The organism is Streptomyces tibetensis (assembly GCF_007655005.1).
In the GTDB taxonomy this organism is placed as follows: domain Bacteria; phylum Actinomycetota; class Actinomycetes; order Streptomycetales; family Streptomycetaceae; genus Streptomyces; species Streptomyces tibetensis.
The window spans coordinates 23,563-40,570 of record NZ_SZVW01000032.1; the positions used below are offsets into that span (position 1 = coordinate 23,563).

The window sequence follows — 17,008 nt, forward strand, 5'->3', positions numbered from 1 at the left end:
ACATCACACGTACTTCCCGGGAACTGAACGCCCCGGCGCCGCGACCACTGCACCGCAACGGCCACCGCTCACACCGCAACGGCCCAGAAGACGTCCCCGGAGAAGCCCGCCGATGACCACCGCTCCCTCGACCACCACGGACGAGGCCCCGCAACCAGCCGCCCCGGCACCGTCGAAGGCCAGCTGGGCCTCCCTGCGCCCGCTGATCCTCCGTCTGCACTTCTACGCCGGACTGCTGGTGGCGCCGTTCCTCCTCGTCGCCGCCGTCACCGGCCTGCTGTACGCCGGCTCGTTCCAAGCCGAGAAGCTCGTGTACGACCACGAACTGAGCGTCCCCGTGGGCGAGAAGAAGCTGCCGATCAGCGAGCAGGTGGCCGCCGCCCGCAAGGCCCACCCCGAGGGCACCGTCTCGGCCGTACGCCCCTCACCCGAGGCCGGCGCGACGACCAGGGTGATGCTGTCCGGCGTCCCGGGCGTCGACGAGGGCCACGCGCTCGCCGTGTTCGTCGACCCGTACACCGCCGAGGTGCGCGGCGCTCTCGAACAGTACGGCTCGACCGGCGCGCTGCCGCTGCGCACCTGGATCGACGAGTTCCACCGGGACCTGCACCTGGGGGAGCAGGGGCGGCTGTACAGCGAACTGGCGGCCAGCTGGCTGTGGGTGATCGCGGCGGGCGGGCTGGCGCTGTGGTTCTCCCGGCGCCGCGCGCTGCGCAAGGTGCGGGGGACGAAGGGCCGGCGCCGTACCCTCGGACTGCACGGCACCGTCGGCGTATGGGCGGCGATCGGTTTCTTCTTCCTCTCGGCGACCGGCCTGACCTGGTCCGCCTACGCCGGGGCCACCATCGACGAGCTGCGGACCTCGCTCGGCCAGGCCACCCCGTCGGTGTCGGCGGCCGCCGGCGGTGAACACGCCGGCCACGGCTCCGCCGCCGGGCAGGCGGGCGACGCCGCACACGGCGTGGGCCTGGACAAGATCCTTTCGGCCGCGCGGGCCGAGGGGCTGGGCGACCCGGTGGAGATCGTGCCGCCCGCCGACGCGAACTCGGCGTACGTGGTCAAGCAGGTGCAGCGCAGCTGGCCCTCCAAGCAGGATGCCGTCGCGATCGACCCGGCTGACGGCGAGGTCACCGACGTGGTGCGCTTCGCGGACTATCCGGTGCTCGCGAAGCTCACCCGGTGGGGCATCGACCTGCACACCGGCGTCCTGTTCGGCCTGGCCAACCAGATCGCCCTGATGCTGCTCGCGGCCTCCCTGATCCTGTTGATCGTCTGGGGCTACCGCATGTGGTGGCAGCGCGGCCGGGGCACCTCCTTCGGCCGTCCGATCCCGCGCGGCGCCTGGCAGCAGGTCCCGCCGCAGATCCTGGTGCCGCTGCTGGCGGGCATCGCCGTACTCGGCTACTTCCTGCCCCTGTTCGGCATCCCGCTGGCGGCCTTCCTCGCCGTCGACATCCTGCTGGGGGAGATCGCCCACCGGCGGGGACGACGCTCCTACGGGACGCCGGTCTCGTAGCGGGACCGCCGACGACGATGCCCGGCTCCGCGCGGAGCCGGGCACCATCACGTGCGGCGGGGGGTCAGACCTGCTCGAAGTCACCGGCCAGTGCCGAGGCGATCCGCAGGTGCGACTCCGCCTCCTCGTGCCGGTTCTGCCGCTGGAGCGTGCGGCCGAGCATCAGCCGGGCGTAGTGCTCCACCGGGTCCCGCTCGACGATCGTCCGCAACTCGCTCTCGGCGCGCTGCAGCTGGGCCGAGTGGTAGTAGGAACGCGCCAGGAGCAGCCGGGGCCCGGTCTGCTCGGGCACCTCCTCGACCAGCCCGACCAGGACGCGCGCGGCGGCGGCGTAGTCCTTGGCGTCGAAGAACAGCCGCGCGCGCTCCCAGCGCTCGGCAGGGGTTCCGTGGGCGTAGTAGCTGGTGTCCTGAGTCGTGTTCACTCGGTGCCTCCTTTGAGGCCGACAACCGAGCCTGTCGGCCGGATATTCCGCTGGCCGGAGGGGACCGCGGCCGGCAGCTGCGCGGCGATCAGCTCGTCGAGCACGCCGTGCACCTCCGCCGCGTCGGTCTTCAGCGCGCCGCTGACGCCGTCGTCGAGCTGATCGCGTCCGACCGGGCCGACCCGGCCGTCGGCGAGGGCGGCGAGCCGGAGGGTGACCGACTGCTGGAAGGTGATGCCGTGCCGGGCCAGCACATTCTCCAGGAGCGCCGGCCGGTGTGCCCGTGCGCCGGACCAGGTTGTGAGCCATGAGCGATTTTGAGCGCGAAGCGGCCCCCTCCCTGTGCGGCGGCCGTGGCTTCGTGGTGGCGGAGCCGGTGCGTGAACTCCGCAGTCCTCGCCGCGTGAAGCCGGGCGAGTCCAGCGAGGTCCGCCGGCTGCTGCCCAACCTTGGCCGCCGCATGGTCGGGGCCTGGTGCTTCGTCGTTCATCACTCCCCAGCACAACCAGCCAGCTAAGCGCCCCCACCAGCAGCTTTGCCGGTGGGGGCGCTTGCCGTTCTGGACTACCTGACGCGGCCGCGCGGCTTGAGTGGCGTCGCAGGCAGCTCGGGCGCAGGGAGCGGGGCGCCGTCGTAGCCCTTCACGTCGCCGAATCGGTTGCCCGTCGTCCAGTCGGCGCGAGCCTGCTCGATCTCTGTCTGCGTGCGGCCCACGAAGTTCCACCACATGATCAGTTCCTCGGCGAACGGTTCGCCGCCGAGCAGCATGACGCCCGCGTCCGACTCGGCCCGCAGTCGCAGCTCGCTGCGGCCGCAGCCGAGATACAGCATCGAGCCGGGCAGGACGGGCACGCCGTCGACGTGCACCTCGCCGGACATGGACAGCACGCCGTACTCAAAGTCGAAAACGAGGGGCAGCCGGACGTCGGCGCCTCGGTCGAGGGCGAGGTCGGCGCCGACAATCGGTGTGAACGTCGAGCCGGGCGAGGCCGCGCCGTCGAGGTCGCCGAGAATCACTGTTGCCGTGAGCCCGGGCGCCGTGACGGTCGGCAGCTCGGCGTGATGCTCGAACTTCGGGTCGGTGTGCCGATGCGCGTCCGGCAGCGCGACCCACAGTTGCGCGCCGTGCAGGAAACGGGCGTGCGAGCGCGGGCTCTCCTCCGAGTGGCTGATCGCCCGGCCGGAGGTCATCAGTCCCAGCTCGCGCGGGCGGATCGTCTGCAGGCTGCCGGTCGAGTCGCGGTGCAGCACCTCCCCCTCGTGCAGCCAACTGACCGTCTGCAGACCCATGTGCGGGTGCGGCGGAACCTGCATGCCGGGCTCGTCGGCGATGTCATCGGGCCCGTAGTGATCGACAAAGGCCCATGCGGCGATCATGCGGCGGCCGAGGTTCGGCAACAGCCGGCGCACTTCGGTCGACTCTCCGAGCTGTACGTGTCGAGGACTCAGCAGCTCGCGGACGGGTTCTGCGGCGACGAATCCGCGGCCGCCGCACACGCTCGGCGTGGGTGCGCGGTCAAGGTTGCTCATGCGGCACAACCTAGCGGGGCGCGGGCAAGGCTGCAGACAGACCGGCGCCCCAGGCCCGTGTCGAGCGGAGCGGGGGCGCCGGCAGTGAGGGGTGGAAGGGTGCCCGGCGTGCCGGGGGGGGGACGTCTACCACCGGGCACCCCGGCTTTCGAAGCGCCACAAGCGGTCCTACAGAAGCTCCGTGCAGTTCGACCGCCACGATCACGGGATCTGGCGCCCGGCCCAGCTCGTCCTGGACTCCGAGCACGTGCACCGGGCGGTCGGCGAGGTCGCCGTCCCCTACGGGCTGTGCACCGAGCCGTCCAGCGTCGCCGCCGGAGGCCACGACTACCCGTCCGTTTCCGCTGCGTGGGCTGCGGCCACTTCCGCACCGACGTCTCCTGTCTGCCTGACCTGGTGGAGGTCAGTGGCTGCCGGCACTTGGTTGGTCGGGGTCCTGCGGGCTGGAGGGCTGGGCGGTCGACGGCACGGCCGCAGCGCGGCACATCCTGGACGGTTTCGCCGAGCTGGATGTACACCCTGATGCGCCGGACGGCATCAGGAGGTTGAGCGAGGCGGGGTACCGGCACCCGCTAGAGGCCGGAAGCCTGGGGACGGTCAGCAGCCGCCGGGGGGAAAGAGTCGGGAGCACGACGAAGGGACACCTGGTCCGGGCCTTGCTCTGTCACGAGTCCCTGGTCAGTGCCTGTTCCTGATCCTCGTGGGGGCGTTCCGCGGGCGCGCAAAAGTCTGTCGACAAGGACGTGCGCGATGGAGAGAATCCGGGGCCATGGTCTCTGTCATCGAACCCGCGCTTCCGGAGCTCAGGGCGCGTCGCCCGGATGGGGCGGCACGCTGGTGAGGGGTGTTGAGTTCCCCGTGCTGTGGCTCTGCGGTCCGCCGGGAGTCGGTAAGACCACGGTCGCCTGGGAGCTGTACTCCCACCTCATACGGGCCGGGATCGAGAGCGGTTTCGTTGACATCGACCAGTTGGGGATCTGCTACCCCGAGCCTGCGGGAGATCCAGGGCGGCACCGTATGAAGGCACGCAACGTCGATGCGGTGGTGGCCGGCTTCCGGGCGGCCGGCGCCCGGTGTCTCATCGTTTCGGGTGTCGTCGATCCCGCCTGCGGAGTGCACGTCGACCAGATTCCTCAGGCCGCGGTGACGGTCTGCCGGCTGCGGGCCGACCAGGAGGTGCTTCGGCAGCGGTTCACCGGCCGCGGAGGTCCTGCCCAGTTGGTCGGCGGGGTGCTGCGGGAAGCCGACGCCCTGGATGCGAGCACCTTCGCGGATGCCTGCGTCGACACCAGCGGATTGCTGGTGAACGAGGTGGCGCGGCGTGTCGGGGAGCGAACCGGCGGATGGCCGGCCTCGGCTCTCGGCCGGTCAGCTGACGCGCCCGAGCTGCCGGTGGTCACCGCTACGGGCAGAGGCTCGGCCTTGGCACAGGCGGAGACTTCCGCTGATCTTCCGGTGCTGTGGCTGTGCGGCGCGACCGGCGTCGGCAAGTCGACGGTCGGCTTCGAGGTCTACCAAAGGGTCCTGGGCGCTGGTGCCACCGCCGCGTATCTGGATCTCGACCAGCTCGGCTTCTGCCGCCCGGCTTCGGATGATCCCGCCAACCACCGGGTCAAGGCCCGCAACCTGGCCGCCGTGTGGAGGACCTACCGTGCGGCCGGTGCCCAGTGCTTGATCATGTCCGGCCCGGTCGAGGACGAGGCCACGGTCAAGGCGTACTCCGAGGCGCTGCCTGCGACCGAGCTCACGCTGTGCCGACTGCACGCCGGACGGCAGCACTTGACGGAACGCATCATGTCCCGTGGACAAGGCGGCAGTTGGGCCCAACCGGGCGACCCGTTGCGCGGGCAGTCCGTCACACGCCTGCTCCACGTCGCCGACCAGGCGGTGGCATCGGCCGCCGGCCTGGAAGATGCCGGGATCGGTGATCTGCGCATCGACACCGACGGATATACCGTCGAACAGGTAGCCGATGCGATCACCGCCGATACCGTCCTGTCAGAGCTGCGAACCTAGGAGAGCTCCCAGAGTCGAAAGGCTTGCGGCGATGACAGCGAGCCAGCGCATTGGCGATCACCCGGCCTGCCCCTACGGCGAGCCCTGCACGCCCGCACCGCGCGCGCTCGCAGCCGGAGAGTGAGTCGGCGTCAGACCGCCCTAAGGTGGGGGATCCAGCCCTACACGCAGCACCACGGCTCCACGTCAGGTCATGGGCCGGTCTGGCCGAGGAGCTCTGCGACCAGTCGGCGCGCGTACGCGGCGTCGAGTCCGTCCGGGCGGAAGAGGATGCGGTACATCATGGGCGCGACGACGCCGTCGATGACCGCCTCGACGTCGGGCGTCTTCTCGCCGCGTTCAGCTGCTCGGGTGAGGATGAGGTTGATCTGGTCGGCGGCGTAGGCCGAGCACTGGCCGGCGTTACTGCCGTCCGGGTCGCCGAGCAAGGCGTCGCGGATGTAGGCCCGGCCGGTGGGGGAGGCCATCTCGTCGAGGAACTGCTCGGCCCAGGCCGTCAGGTCGGACGACATGGCACCGTGGTCGTCGGGTGCGGTGTCGGGCCGCAGACGCTCGACCGCCACGTCCGACAACAGCTCCTGCAGGTCCCCCCCAGCGGCGATAGATCGTCGACGGCGTCACGCCCGCACGCTGGGCGACCAGCGGTACGGTCAGTGCGTCCCGGCCCACTTCCGAGGCGAGTTCGCGTACGGCGGTGTGGACCGATGCCTGAACCCGGGCGCTACGACCCCCAGGGCGCACCATCTGCCTGCTCATGGAACCCACCTTAAAGCAAAGTCGTTGCGTCTAGCGAGCCGCCCACCTCCCTCCGGCGGTCTTCTTCTTGCGGCACCTTGCAGATCGAGCCGAGCGGCGCTCTCGGGTCCGACCGAGTGGTGAGGCCGGGTCAAGCGCTCGTTCACGCTGTGCGCGCGAGCTTTCGGGCGGGCTGCGTCTGCTCGTAGGCCTGGCCGACCCGCAGGAGCACGCTCTCTCCGAGCGGTCGCCCGAGCAGTTGCATGCCTATCGGCAAGCCTGCCGCGTCGCGGCCGACGGGGACGGAAAGGGACGGCGCCCCGGTGATGTTGGCAGGGGACGAGAGGCGCACGTAGGCATCGGAGACGCCCTCGACGGTGCCGTCGGCCCAGGTGATCGTCTCCTGGCCGGCCTCGACCGCGGTCGCCGGGACGGTCGGGGCGACGATCAGGTCGACCTCTTGCAGCATGCGCGCCCATTCCTGCCGCATGAGGGTGCGGGAGCGCTGGGCGCGCAGGTAGTCCCCGGCGGGCATCAGCTCGCCGGCCTCGAGGAGGATGCGGACGTCTGTCTGGTAGAGCTCGGGGACCGTGCGCAGGGTGCTTTCGTGGTAGGCGGTCGCCTCGGGCACCATCAGGCCCCAGTGGGTGGCCTGGATGTAGCGGGTCATGGGGATCTCGACCTCGACCAGGCGCGCACCGAGGGCCCGAAGCTGGTCGATCGCGCGCCGTACGGCGGCTTCCACCTCCTCGTCGACGTGGTCGAAGTAGTGGTTGCGCGGCACGCCCACGCGCAGCCCCGTCAGGTCCGCATCCGAGACCGGCCGGTAGTCCGTGCCGGGCGTGGTCAGGGAGGCGGGGTCTCGGGGGTCGTGTCCGGCCAGGGCGGTGAGGATCAGGGCCGCGTCCCCGACCGTGCGGGTGATCGAGCCGACGTGGTCCAGTGACCAGGACAGGGACGTGACGCCGTGGCGGGGGACGAGGCCGTAGGTCGGCTTGAGGCCGACGACGCCGTTCAGCGCGGCGGGCACCCGAATCGATCCGCCGGTGTCGGTGCCCAGGGTGAAGGTGGCGGTGCCCGCGGCGACGGCGACGGCGGATCCGCCGCTGGAGCCGCCGGCGACCCGGCCTGTGTCCCAGGCGTTGTTGGTCTGCGGGGTGGTCAGTCCGTAGGCGAACTCGTGGGTGTGGGTCTTGCCGACGAGGATGGCTCCGGCGGCCGACAGGCGGGCGGCGACGGTGCTGTCGGCCTGTGCGCGGTGGTCGGCTCGGACGCGGGAGCCGGCCGACGTCGCCGCGCCCGCGACGTCGATCAGGTCCTTGAGGCCCATGGGGATGCCGTGCAGCGGGCCACGGTAGCGGCCGGCCGCGATGTCGTTCTCGGCTTCCCGCGCGGCGCGCCGGGTGTGCTCGGCGGCGACGGTGACGTACGCCTGAAGGTGCGGCTCCACCTGTGCGATGCGCTCAAGGACGGAGTCCGCCAGCTCGACGGGGGACAGCTGCCGAGCCCGGATCGCGTCGGCGGCTGCGGTCAGGGGCAGTTCATACGGCTGCATCGTGGTTCTCCGGTTCAGCGCGGTAGGCGGGGGCGGGCGGGGTGTCCCCGAAGTCCAGCTCCCGCAGGACCGCGACGACGGAGTGGATGTGGTTGGCGGTGGCTGCAACCGCAGCGTTGCGGTCGGCGGGCAGCCGGAGCCCGGCACGGGCGGCCCAGCGGGCCGCTTCCGGCGGGGTGAGTTCATCGGAGGGCATGGACGTTCTCTCCTCAGGGGCTGGAGGGAGGGGGGTAACACCCGACGTCAAAAGCTAAGGGTTTGCGTTAGTCGACGGTAGAGCCTACGGTCACTTAAAGCAAACCAATTGCGTTTAGTGCCAAGGGGATCCCATGTCCACCGTCACGCCAGGTGCACCTAACCCGACCGCCGTCCCCTCCTGGAGCGTGGGCGACGTCACCGTCCACCGCATCGACGAGGTTCGCCTGCCGTCAGCCACCGGACCGTGGCTGCTGCCCGGCGCCACGCCGGACGTCGTCAGCCAACACAACTGGCTGCGCCCCCACTTCTGCGACGACGAGGGCACCCTGCACATCGACAGCCACAGCTTCGCGTTCACCGTCGGCGGGCTGCGCATCCTGGTGGACACCGGCATCGGCAATGGCAAGGAGCGGACCAACCCCGCCTGGCACAACCTGAAAACTGACTACCTTCAGCGCCTCACCGCCGCCGGACTCCCCCCGGACTCCGTCGACCTGGTGATCCTCACCCACTTGCACGCCGACCACGTCGGCTGGAACACCCATGAGGTCAACGGCGAGTGGGTCCCCACCTTCACCAACGCCCGCTACCTCACCTCACGCGTCGAGCGGGAGTTCTGGGCCGGGTACGACATGGACGAGGCGCGCAAGCAGATGTTCCGCGACTCCGTGATCCCGGTGGAGGAGGCGGGGCTGCTCGACCTCGTCGACGTCTGCGCCGAGGGCGTCGAGGTCGTCCCGGGCCTGCGCCTGATCCCCACCCCCGGGCACACCCCAGGCCACGTCGCCGTCGAGCTGACCAGCCGCGGAGAGACGGCGCTGATCACCGGCGACTGCATCCACCACCCCGTCCAGCTCGCTCACCCCACCATCGGGGCCTGCGTCGACATCGAGCCCGAGCGGTCCGAGGCCTCGCGCCGCACACTGCTCCGCTCGCTCGCCGGCACGGACACCCTTGTCCTGGGCACCCACTTCGCGCCACCCACCGCCGGCCGTGTCGTCACCCATGAGGGCGCCTACCGGCTCTCGCCCGTCCCCCCCGGCTCGCACTGATCCGGTATCTATCCAGCCCTTTTCCGGCAGTTCGAGTGGGAAGCCAGATGCTCCACGTTCCGCAGCACCGGTTGAGCCGGCGCAGGGGAACACCGCGTAGGGTCGTGTAGCAGCCTGGCGACGTACCGGCTCAGGTCTTGCCCCAGGAATGATGTCCTGGACACTTGCAGTCCCGCCGAGGCGCGTGTACTCGTCGGCCGACGCCCCCTTCATCTGGAGTTCCTGCGGCAGTCAGCCGAGGTAGAAGTCCTTGCGGACGGCGACGAACTCCTCGACGGTCATCGGCCGCTTCCCGGTGATGCGCTCGACGTCGATCGTCGCCCTGTCGTAGCGGTTCGCGCGGTGCAGCTGCGCCATGGTCGCGATGTGCTGCTCGGTGTGCTGTGGCAGGCCCGCGTTCGCGAGTACCTCTGTGCGCCACCCTTGCAGGGGGACGTCCAGATAGGTCACCGTGCGGCCGAGCGCCTCGGAGAACTGCTGGGCTACTTCGGTCATGTCGAGCGCCCGCGGTCCGGTCAGCTCGTACACGTTCCCGGTGTGCTCCCCGGGATCGCGCAGGATGGTCGCGACCACCTGGGCGACGTCGTCGGCAGCGACTGGCGAGGTGCGTCCGGTCCCGAACGGCAGCGCCAGTGTGCCGTTCTCGCGGATCGACCGCGCGGCGAGGGCGGTGAACAACGGGTTGTCGAGGAACGCCGTCGGGCGCACGTGCACCACGGGCAGGCCCGACCAGTCCAGCACCTGCTCCGCCAGCCAGCGCAGCCGCTGCTGGTGGGATTCCGCGGTGCTGGTGGCGGTCATCTGCGACACCGTCATCTGCGACATGTCCACCAGCACGTCGAGTTCGCCGTGCGCCTTCGCGACCGTGGCCATGACGTCCCACTGGAGCTGACACAGAGTCGGACATGGCATGTCACGCCCCACCCGGAGTCCCTGCAAGTGGGTGCGGCGGCCTCAGTCGGAGGCCCGACGGGTGCGCCGGAGTTCGACCGCTACCGTCACGACCGTCAGCACGAAGCAGCATGCGAAGCCGAGGAGCCCGGCAACCATCCAGAAGACCGGATCGGGATCGAAGCACGCCAGGGCCGGCCGGCAGGCGCCCGGCGACGGGGCGACCGGCGGTCCGTTCGTGTTGATCCCGATGACGACGCAGAGCACGGAGACGACGGCCCCGCCGGACAGAGCGCCCCAGCGCAGCGGTTGTGCCCCCCGCCAGGCCAGGACCCACAGTGCGGTGATCACCGACGGCAGGATCGACACGTACACGAGAACCATTCCCACGCTGCACCGTTCCGAGGCATTGGGGCCGACCGGGCGCCTTGGGACGACGTGGCCGGCCAGACGGTCGAACCCTTGCCGGGGGCGATCGGCCGCCGACGGATCGCGGGTCGGCTCACTCGCGCATGTTACGTGGCGAGGTCGCGGCAGGCGGCGGTTGCGGTCCAGTGGGCGCGCCACCAACCTGGCCCCTGGCCCGCGCACCCTCGGGCCAGGGAGCTGTGCGCCGCGCGGCCGACGCCCGGAGGGCTTCTCGGCCGCGGCCCTTCCGACCGTAGTGGGGAAGTGGGGCGGCGAGCGCGCTACTTGACGGCGCCTGCGGTCAGGCCCTTGCGCCAGTACCGCTGGAGGCTGATGAAGGCGACGAGCAGGGGGACCAGCGACAGGAACGCACCGGTGATCGGCAGCAGCAGCGGCACTCCGTTGGCGAACTCCGCGCGCCACTGCACCAGGCCCACCGTGACGGGCTGTAGTGAGGGGGTGTTGAGCATGAGCGAGGGCAGCAGGTAGTTGTTCCAGATGCCGACGAACTGGAACAGGAAGACGGTCACCATTGCCGGGGCCATCAGCGGCAGGGCGATCCCGAAGAAGGTGCGCTGTTCGCCTGCTCCGTCCAGCCGTGCGGCCTCCAGCAGTTCGTCCGGGACGGACGCCGAGGCGAAGATCCGGCACAGGTAGACGCCGAACGGGCTGACACAGCTGGGCAGCAGCACCGACCAGTAGGAGTTGGTGATGTCGAGCTTGGCCATGAGCAGGAACAACGGCAGCGCGAACATCGGCGCCGGAATGAGAACCGAGGCGAGGATGACGTTGAACACGCTCTCCCGGCCGCGGAAGCTGAACTTGGACAGCGCGTAGCCGGCCATCGCGGACAGCAGGGTGCTGACGGTCGCGCCGACGAGGCTGTACAGCGCGCTGTTGGCGAGCCAGGTGGAGAATATGCCGCCCTCGAAGCTGAACACGTTTCTGATGTTGGTGACCAGGTCGAAGTGGGAGAACCACAGCGGCGTACCGGTGTAGAGGTAGCCCGAGGCTTTGGTCGCGGAGACGAACAGCCACCACAGCGGGATCAGCGTGTACAGGGCCATCAGGCCCAGCACCCCGTTGACGGCGGCCTTGCTCGCGATGTCGGTGCCGCGGCGGGCCGGTCGGATCGGCCGGCTAGCCGGGATCACGCTCATGCCATCGCTCCCTTGCGCTGGTTGTACTTGAGAAATCCGAACGAGAGCACGAGGGTGATCAGCGCGAGTACGACGGACTCGGCGGCGGCCAGGTTCTGGTCGCCCAGGTCCATGCTCAGGGTCGTGTTCATGATCGGGGTGAACTTCGGCGAGACGCCCGGGACGCGCGCGCCGACCAGCACCGCCGGCTCGGTGTACATCTGCGCCGTCCCGATGATGGAGAAGACCGTGGTCAGCACCAGCGCGGGACGCACCAGCGGGATCTTCACCGCCCACGCCAGACGCCATCCGGTGCAGCCGTCGAGCGCGGCGGCCTCCGTCACCTCGGCGGGGATCGTCTGCAGCGCGGAGTAGATGATCAGCATGTTGTAGCCGGTCCAGCCCCACGTGATCATGTTCCCGATCGAGAACGGGACCCACGACGGCGACAGGAAGTCGACGTCGATCCCGATGTGGGACAGCGGTCCGGTGAACGGCGAGAGGTCTTTCGCCAGGAGGAAAGACCACATCACCGCGGCGATCGCACCCGGCAGCGCGTAGGGCAGGAAGAACGTGAGCCGGTAGGTCTTCCGCAGCCGGGCCGAGCGGGAGTCCAGCAGGAGCGCGAGCAGGAGGGCCAGGCCGAGCATGACCGGGACCTGGACGCAGCCCAGCACCACGACCCGGACGATCGACGCGGTGAAGTCGTGGTCGCCGAAGGCGGCGGCGTAGTTGGACAGTCCCGCGAACTCCGTGGACTGCGTACCGCCGAACAGCCCGGCGCGGCGGACGGTGAAGAAGCTCTGATAGATCGCGTAGCCGATCGGCACGACCATCATGGTCAGGAAGAGCACCGCGAACGGCGCCAGGAAACCCGACGCGGTCAACGCGGCACGGCGGCCGGTGCGCCGAGGCCGACCGGCGGGGGAGACGCGGGGGGTGGCCGCGGGCACCGGCCGCGGCGGTGACGCGGTCCGGGGGCTGCTGGGACTGCTCATGGAAACCTCGCTGGGCGGTTCGTCGACAGGGAGCGGGTCCCCGCGGCGCCGGGTACCGGCGGCCGCGGGAACTCTTCGGGGCGGCTGGAGTCCCGCTGCCTCAGCCGTTGGTCACCGACAGTCCGAGCTTCTTGATCGCAACGACCGTCGAGGCCTGGACCTTGGTGACCGCGTCCGGCAGGGTGCCCTGACCGATGGCACCGGTGAAGTCCGACTCGACCTGCTGGAAGGTCGGGCCGTTGGTCCAGGTGCTGGGCACCTGCGCGGCGGAGGCCTTGTACACGTCACCGACCTTCTGGCCGCCGAAGAACGGGTCGCCCCCCGTGAGCGACGGGTCTTCCTGTCCGGCCTTCGACGCCGGGTACAGCCCGCTTTCGATGCCCGTCTTCACGGCCTGCGGGTCGCTGGACAGGAAATCGGCGAACTGCACGGCTTCGCGGGGCGTCTTGCACCCGGTCATCACCGAGGTGGCCGAGCCGCCGCTGCTGGAGCTCTTGCCGTCGCCGACCTCCCAGGTCGGCATCGGGGCGACCCTCCACTTGCCGGCCAGGTCCTTCAGGTCCGACTTGATGCCGCCGGCGGCCCAGGCCGCGTTGACGAATGTCAGCACCTTGCCGGCTTCCGAGGCCTTGTTGAACTGCGGGTCCCAGGCGTTGCCGGTCTTCGCCACCAGACCCTCGTCCTTCAGGTCCTGCCAGAACTCGGCGACCTTCCGGGTGCCGGGGTTGTCGATGCTGACGGTCCAGCTGTTTCCCTGGGTCGAGTACCAGGACCGGCCGGTCTGCAGGGTGAAGGCCGCCATACCGTTGCCGTCGCCGAGCACGGTGCCGAACTTCACGCCCTTGTCGGCGGCGGCGACCTTCTTGGCGTCGGCCTTGTACTCGGCCCAGGTGGCCGGCGGCTTGGTGATGCCGTACTTGGCGAACAGGTCCTTGCGGTAGAAGAGGACCATCGGGCCGACGTCCACCGGGACGCCGTAGATCTTGTCGCCGATGCTGGAGGCGGAGACGGCCGACGGGACGTACTTGTCCATGTCGGCGCTCGCGTACTTCGTGATGTCCATGACCGTGTTCTTCACGAGCATCGACGGGATGGTCTGGTACTCGATCTGGGCCAGGCACGGGCCCTTGCCGGCGGTGATCGCGTTGCTGATCTGGGTGTAGCCGCCCTTGGCGCCCGACGGGATCTTCTTGAAGGTGACCTTGGCGTTCGGGTGGGAGGCGTTCCACTGGTCGACGATCTTCTCGTAGCCGGCCCAGCCCCAGAACTCCATCTTCACCGGCCCGGCCTGGCTCTTCTCGGAGTTGTCGGAGGTGCTCTTGGTGCTGCTGCACGCGCCGAGGCCGGCCACGAGGAGCGCCGCGGTGGTGATCGTCAGGAGTCTGCGGGTGCGTATGGTGGTGCTGTTCATGTGAGGAACCTCCTGTGACAGGGACGGACTTGCTGGATGGCCGGTGGGCGGGCGGGCAAGGCCCGTCTACCGGCCGGTGCCGAACTCCACGCCGAACGCGGTGGTGACCGCGGCCAGGACGTGCGGTGCCGACGGGCCCGGGCCGCAGGCCGTGCTGCCCAGGCCGTGGTGGGCGTGGTCAAGGTGCAGATGGAGCCTGCCGTCGCGGACCAGGTCGTGCTGGTGAGCCGCGGCGGCCAGGGCTTCTGTGCTCCAGGGACGAACGGTCAGGTCGATGACCGGGGCGCCGGTGATGAGCAGCGTGCCGCCCGGGGTTGTGATCCTGGCGCGGCGGACTCGGTGGCGGTTGCCGTTCTCCTGCGGGCGGATCTGAGGGATCTGCATCGCCGAGACGGTCGACAGGTGGCGGCCGACGCGAGCCGCGGCGCGGGAGTCGCGGTACGCCTCACCGGGACCGGGACCGAACCACTCGACTTCGGCGTCGGTTCCGGGCAGCGACATCGCGACGCCCAGTCGGGGCAGCGGCACCGACCATGGGCCGTCGGGGGTGACGACGGCTTCCAGCCGGAGCCGGCCCTGGTCCGCGTCCGGTGTGTCGCAGGCCGTCCAGCGGTAGACCACGCCGAGCCCGGAGGAGGACCCGGCGGCGGCCAGCCGGGCGGTGACCGTGAGTCCCGACGCGTCGGGCTCGACACCCAGGACGTCGTGGCGCATCCGGTGCAGTCCGGCGGCGAGCCAAGCGCCGATCTGCGGCTCGCCGAAGGCGCTGAGCAGGTCGTTGTCGATCGGGGCCCGCCAGACGTCCAGTCTCGGACCGTCGAGCTCCAGGTCGCCGAGCCGTATCAGCGCCCCGCTGCGGGCGTCGAACCGCGCGGGACCCAGTGCGATGTAGCCGTCACGGGCGATCGCCGGCGCCGGAGTGAAGGGGACGGGTGAGGCGGCCGGAGCCACCACCAGCCCCTGGGCCCAGGCGATCTCGTGACCGGCCCCGGCCCAGGTCTCGTCGGCGGCGAGCACCGCGGTCACGGTCAGCCACACCTCGTGGCCGGAGTCGTTCTTGCGCGCCGCATCGAGCGCGGCGGTGACGTCGGCGGGCCATGCGACGGTTGTCGTCGCGCCCGGAGCGGTCGCGGGCACGGTCAGGCCGCCGGAGCCCACCGGCTCGCCGCCGTCCTCGACGGTCCACCGGAAGTCCAGGCAGCCGCTGTCGCGGACGTGGTGCAGGTTGTGCACGCCGATCTGCCGAGTCGCCGGGTCGATGTGGATCCGGACCGGTTCGATGACCTTCTTGTACTCGACCAGGCCCGGCGACGGCGTGCGGTCGGGGAAGAGCAGCCCGTCGGCGACGAAATTGCCGTCGTGGACCTCCTCGCCGAAGTCACCGCCGTAGGCGTAGAACGACTGGGGGTCCTCCTGGCCGGTGAGCCGGGCGATCCCGTGGTCGATCCACTCCCAGATGAATCCACCGGCCAGGCGCGGATGTGCCTCGATGACCTGCTGGTACTCGGACAGCCCACCGGGGCCGGTGCCCATGGCGTGTCCGTACTCGCACAGCACGGCCGGCAGGGCGCGGCGGTGTGCGTCGTCGGCCGGATCAGCCGTCGGTGCCTCCTGGCCGCGTCCCACGGCGGCCAGCTCGTCCACACCGATGTACATGCGGGAGTACAGGTCGACGTACGCGCAGCTCGCGAAGTCGCCCTCGTAGTGGATCAGGCGGCTGTCGTCGCGCTGCCGGATCCACGCGGCCGCGGCGGCCAGGTTGGCTCCGGTGCCGGACTCGTTCCCCAGCGACCAGACGATGACCGAGGGGTGGTTCTTGTCGCGTTCCACCAGCCGCGCGGCCCGGTCCAGGTAGGCCTCGCGCCACGCGGGGTCGTCGCTGGGGTTGCGCCGCCAGCCGCCGGGTTCGAAGCCGTGCGTCTCGAGGTCGCCCTCGCAGAACACCCACAGGCCGTGCTCGTCGCACAGGTCCAGGAAACGGTGGTCGGGTGGGTAGTGGGCGGTGCGCACCGCGTTGAGGTTGTGCTGCTTCATGAGCAGCACGTCGGCCACCATGGTGTCCTCGGTCAGGGTCCGCCCCGTCAGCGGATGCCATTCGTGGCGGTTGACGCCCCGCAGGGAGATCGGCCTGCCGTTCACGGTCAGGACGCCGTCCACGACGGCCACGGAGCGGAAGCCGATGCGCAGCGGTATCCGCTCCCCGGCTTCGGAGACCAGTTCCCCGGTGTACAGGCGGGGTTGCTCGTCCGACCAGGGCTCGATGCCGTCGATCACGTGCGGTCCGGCCGGGTCGGCGGCGGATATGCCGAGTTCGGGCACCGACAGGGTCACCCGGGCAGGGGCGGTGACGTCGACGGCCAGGGTGCCCTGCCCCGTCGTGTGGTCGTAGGCGCTTTGGACGAAGAAGTCCTCGACGCCGCGGGCGGCCACGGACACCGACCGGAAGATCCCGGACAGCCACCACATGTCCTGGTCTTCCAGGTAGCTGCCGGACGACCACTGGTGCACGCGGACCGCGAGCACGTTCCGGCCGGGCCGCAGACCGGCGGAGACGTCGAACTCGGTGGTGAGGCGGCTGCCCTTGCCGTCGCCGAGCCGGATCCCGTTGAGCCACACCGCGAACGCGGAGTCGACGCCCTCGAACCGGAGCACCGCGGCCGATGCCGGGAACCCGTCCGGAACGTCGAACTCGCGGCGGTACTCGCCGGTCGGGTTCTGCCGGGGCACCCGCGGCGGGTCGACCGGGAACGGGTACAGGATGTTGGTGTAGGCCGGGGCACCGTAACGCGGCTCGCCGGGCAGGCCGGTCATCTGCCAGCAGGACGGCACGGCGAGCAGGTCCCAGGCGGTGTCGTCGAAGTCCGGCGCGGCGAAGCCCCCGGTGAGGTCGTCCAGCCCCGACGCCAGTCGGAATCTCCAGTCGCCGTCGAGCGCGATCGTGGGCAGGTCGGAAGCGAACGCGGCGCGCGGCCGCAGCCGTCCGGTGCCCGGCGACCGGTCTTCGACGTAGGCGTTGAGGTCGAGGCCGTTCATCAGTAAAGGTGTTTCCTCTCGAAATGCCCCGTGGTGGCGGGAAACGGCTGGGAAGGACTGCGCCGGCGGCTCATGGGGTGTCCCGCGGCAGGTCAGGCGGTG

14 protein-coding genes and 2 pseudogenes are annotated in these 17,008 nt (G+C 70.4%); 4 read left to right on the plus strand and 12 right to left on the minus strand.

The genetic code is table 11. The features are described from left to right. Positions 1–112 precede the first annotated feature (112 nt). Positions 113–1,516, plus strand: coding sequence for a PepSY-associated TM helix domain-containing protein (locus FDO69_RS38440; protein ID WP_104788224.1), 1,404 nt, complete (start codon positions 113–115; stop codon positions 1,514–1,516). A gap of 64 nt (positions 1,517–1,580) precedes the next feature. On the opposite strand, the gene FDO69_RS38445 is transcribed toward FDO69_RS38440, so the two are convergent. Both FDO69_RS38445 and FDO69_RS38450 read right to left on the minus strand, forming a co-directional pair. Beyond that, a complete protein-coding gene (locus FDO69_RS38445; RefSeq protein WP_104788226.1) occupies positions 1,581–1,940 on the minus strand; it encodes a tetratricopeptide repeat protein in 360 nt (119 codons plus the stop codon). Continuing rightward, positions 1,937–2,194, minus strand: coding sequence for a hypothetical protein (locus FDO69_RS38450; protein WP_420878580.1), 258 nt, complete (start codon positions 2,192–2,194; stop codon positions 1,937–1,939). Before FDO69_RS38450 ends, FDO69_RS38445 begins: the two co-directional genes overlap by 4 nt. Before the next feature lie 53 nt (positions 2,195–2,247). Here FDO69_RS38450 and FDO69_RS38455 point away from each other — a divergent pair. Continuing rightward, positions 2,248–2,439: pseudogene (locus tag FDO69_RS38455) on the plus strand (pirin family protein); the annotation flags it as partial. 65 nt (positions 2,440–2,504) lie between these two features. On the opposite strand, the gene FDO69_RS38460 reads toward FDO69_RS38455, so the two are convergent. Next, entirely contained in the window at positions 2,505–3,470 is a 966-nt protein-coding gene (locus FDO69_RS38460) for a pirin family protein (protein ID WP_104788229.1), read from the minus strand. 858 nt (positions 3,471–4,328) lie between these two features. Between FDO69_RS38460 and FDO69_RS38470 the strand changes: the two genes are divergently transcribed. Further along, the gene (locus FDO69_RS38470; RefSeq protein WP_234388283.1) at positions 4,329–5,486 is read left to right on the plus strand and encodes an AAA family ATPase; all 1,158 of its coding nucleotides are present in this window, start codon (positions 4,329–4,331) and stop codon (positions 5,484–5,486) included. Positions 5,487–5,677: 191 nt separating this feature from the next. Here FDO69_RS38470 and FDO69_RS38475 read toward each other — a convergent pair. The 3 genes and pseudogenes from FDO69_RS38475 to FDO69_RS38485 form a co-directional block, all read right to left on the minus strand. Beyond that, positions 5,678–6,230: pseudogene (locus FDO69_RS38475) on the minus strand (TetR/AcrR family transcriptional regulator). A gap of 154 nt (positions 6,231–6,384) precedes the next feature. Further along, complete coding sequence (locus FDO69_RS38480; protein WP_104788235.1) at positions 6,385–7,776, minus strand: amidase; 1,392 nt, start codon at positions 7,774–7,776, stop codon at positions 6,385–6,387. Continuing rightward, complete coding sequence (locus FDO69_RS38485; protein ID WP_104788237.1) at positions 7,763–7,972, minus strand: hypothetical protein; 210 nt, start codon at positions 7,970–7,972, stop codon at positions 7,763–7,765. The genes FDO69_RS38480 and FDO69_RS38485 overlap by 14 nt, the downstream gene beginning before the upstream one ends. Positions 7,973–8,105: 133 nt before the next feature. Between FDO69_RS38485 and FDO69_RS38490 the strand changes: the two genes are divergently transcribed. After that, entirely contained in the window at positions 8,106–9,026 is a 921-nt protein-coding gene (locus FDO69_RS38490) for an MBL fold metallo-hydrolase (protein ID WP_104788240.1), read from the plus strand. A gap of 231 nt (positions 9,027–9,257) precedes the next feature. Here FDO69_RS38490 and FDO69_RS38495 read toward each other — a convergent pair whose 3' ends face one another. The 6 genes from FDO69_RS38495 to FDO69_RS38520 all read right to left on the minus strand — a co-directional run bounded on the left by FDO69_RS38495 (position 9,258) and on the right by FDO69_RS38520 (position 16,906). Next, positions 9,258–9,899, minus strand: coding sequence for an NmrA family NAD(P)-binding protein (locus tag FDO69_RS38495; protein WP_234388284.1), 642 nt, complete (start codon positions 9,897–9,899; stop codon positions 9,258–9,260). A gap of 81 nt (positions 9,900–9,980) precedes the next feature. Next, positions 9,981–10,307 carry a hypothetical protein gene (locus tag FDO69_RS38500; RefSeq protein WP_138430275.1) on the minus strand — a complete coding sequence of 109 codons (327 nt, stop codon included), beginning with the start codon at positions 10,305–10,307 and terminating at the stop codon, positions 9,981–9,983. A 299-nt stretch (positions 10,308–10,606) separates the two neighbouring features. Further along, complete coding sequence (locus FDO69_RS38505) at positions 10,607–11,485, minus strand: carbohydrate ABC transporter permease (RefSeq protein WP_104788246.1); 879 nt, start codon at positions 11,483–11,485, stop codon at positions 10,607–10,609. Then, positions 11,482–12,462 carry a carbohydrate ABC transporter permease gene (locus FDO69_RS38510; protein ID WP_104788249.1) on the minus strand — a complete coding sequence of 327 codons (981 nt, stop codon included), beginning with the start codon at positions 12,460–12,462 and terminating at the stop codon, positions 11,482–11,484. Before FDO69_RS38510 ends, FDO69_RS38505 begins: the two co-directional genes overlap by 4 nt. A gap of 100 nt (positions 12,463–12,562) precedes the next feature. After that, positions 12,563–13,873 (minus strand): ABC transporter substrate-binding protein, encoded by a 1,311-nt coding sequence (locus tag FDO69_RS38515; RefSeq protein ID WP_104788251.1) that lies wholly within the window; start codon positions 13,871–13,873, stop codon positions 12,563–12,565. A 66-nt stretch (positions 13,874–13,939) separates the two neighbouring features. Then, positions 13,940–16,906, minus strand: coding sequence for a glycoside hydrolase family 2 TIM barrel-domain containing protein (locus FDO69_RS38520; protein ID WP_104788254.1), 2,967 nt, complete (start codon positions 16,904–16,906; stop codon positions 13,940–13,942). Positions 16,907–17,008 lie beyond the last annotated feature (102 nt).

Bases quoted from the DNA above. Each gene is read 5' to 3' on its own strand.
- FDO69_RS38490 (WP_104788240.1), top strand. From the start codon at position 8,106: ATGTCCACCGTCACGCCAGGTGCACCTAACCCGACCGCCGTCCCCTCC.
- FDO69_RS38480 (WP_104788235.1), bottom strand. From the start codon at position 7,776: ATGCAGCCGTATGAACTGCCCCTGACCGCAGCCGCCGACGCGATCCGG.
- FDO69_RS38460 (WP_104788229.1), bottom strand. From the start codon at position 3,470: ATGAGCAACCTTGACCGCGCACCCACGCCGAGCGTGTGCGGCGGCCGC.
- FDO69_RS38510 (WP_104788249.1), bottom strand. From the start codon at position 12,462: ATGAGCAGTCCCAGCAGCCCCCGGACCGCGTCACCGCCGCGGCCGGTG.
- FDO69_RS38505 (WP_104788246.1), bottom strand. From the start codon at position 11,485: ATGAGCGTGATCCCGGCTAGCCGGCCGATCCGACCGGCCCGCCGCGGC.
- FDO69_RS38440 (WP_104788224.1), top strand. From the start codon at position 113: ATGACCACCGCTCCCTCGACCACCACGGACGAGGCCCCGCAACCAGCC.
- FDO69_RS38515 (WP_104788251.1), bottom strand. From the start codon at position 13,873: ATGAACAGCACCACCATACGCACCCGCAGACTCCTGACGATCACCACC.
- FDO69_RS38485 (WP_104788237.1), bottom strand. From the start codon at position 7,972: ATGCCCTCCGATGAACTCACCCCGCCGGAAGCGGCCCGCTGGGCCGCC.
- FDO69_RS38520 (WP_104788254.1), bottom strand. From the start codon at position 16,906: ATGAACGGCCTCGACCTCAACGCCTACGTCGAAGACCGGTCGCCGGGC.
- FDO69_RS38495 (WP_234388284.1), bottom strand. From the start codon at position 9,899: ATGGCCACGGTCGCGAAGGCGCACGGCGAACTCGACGTGCTGGTGGAC.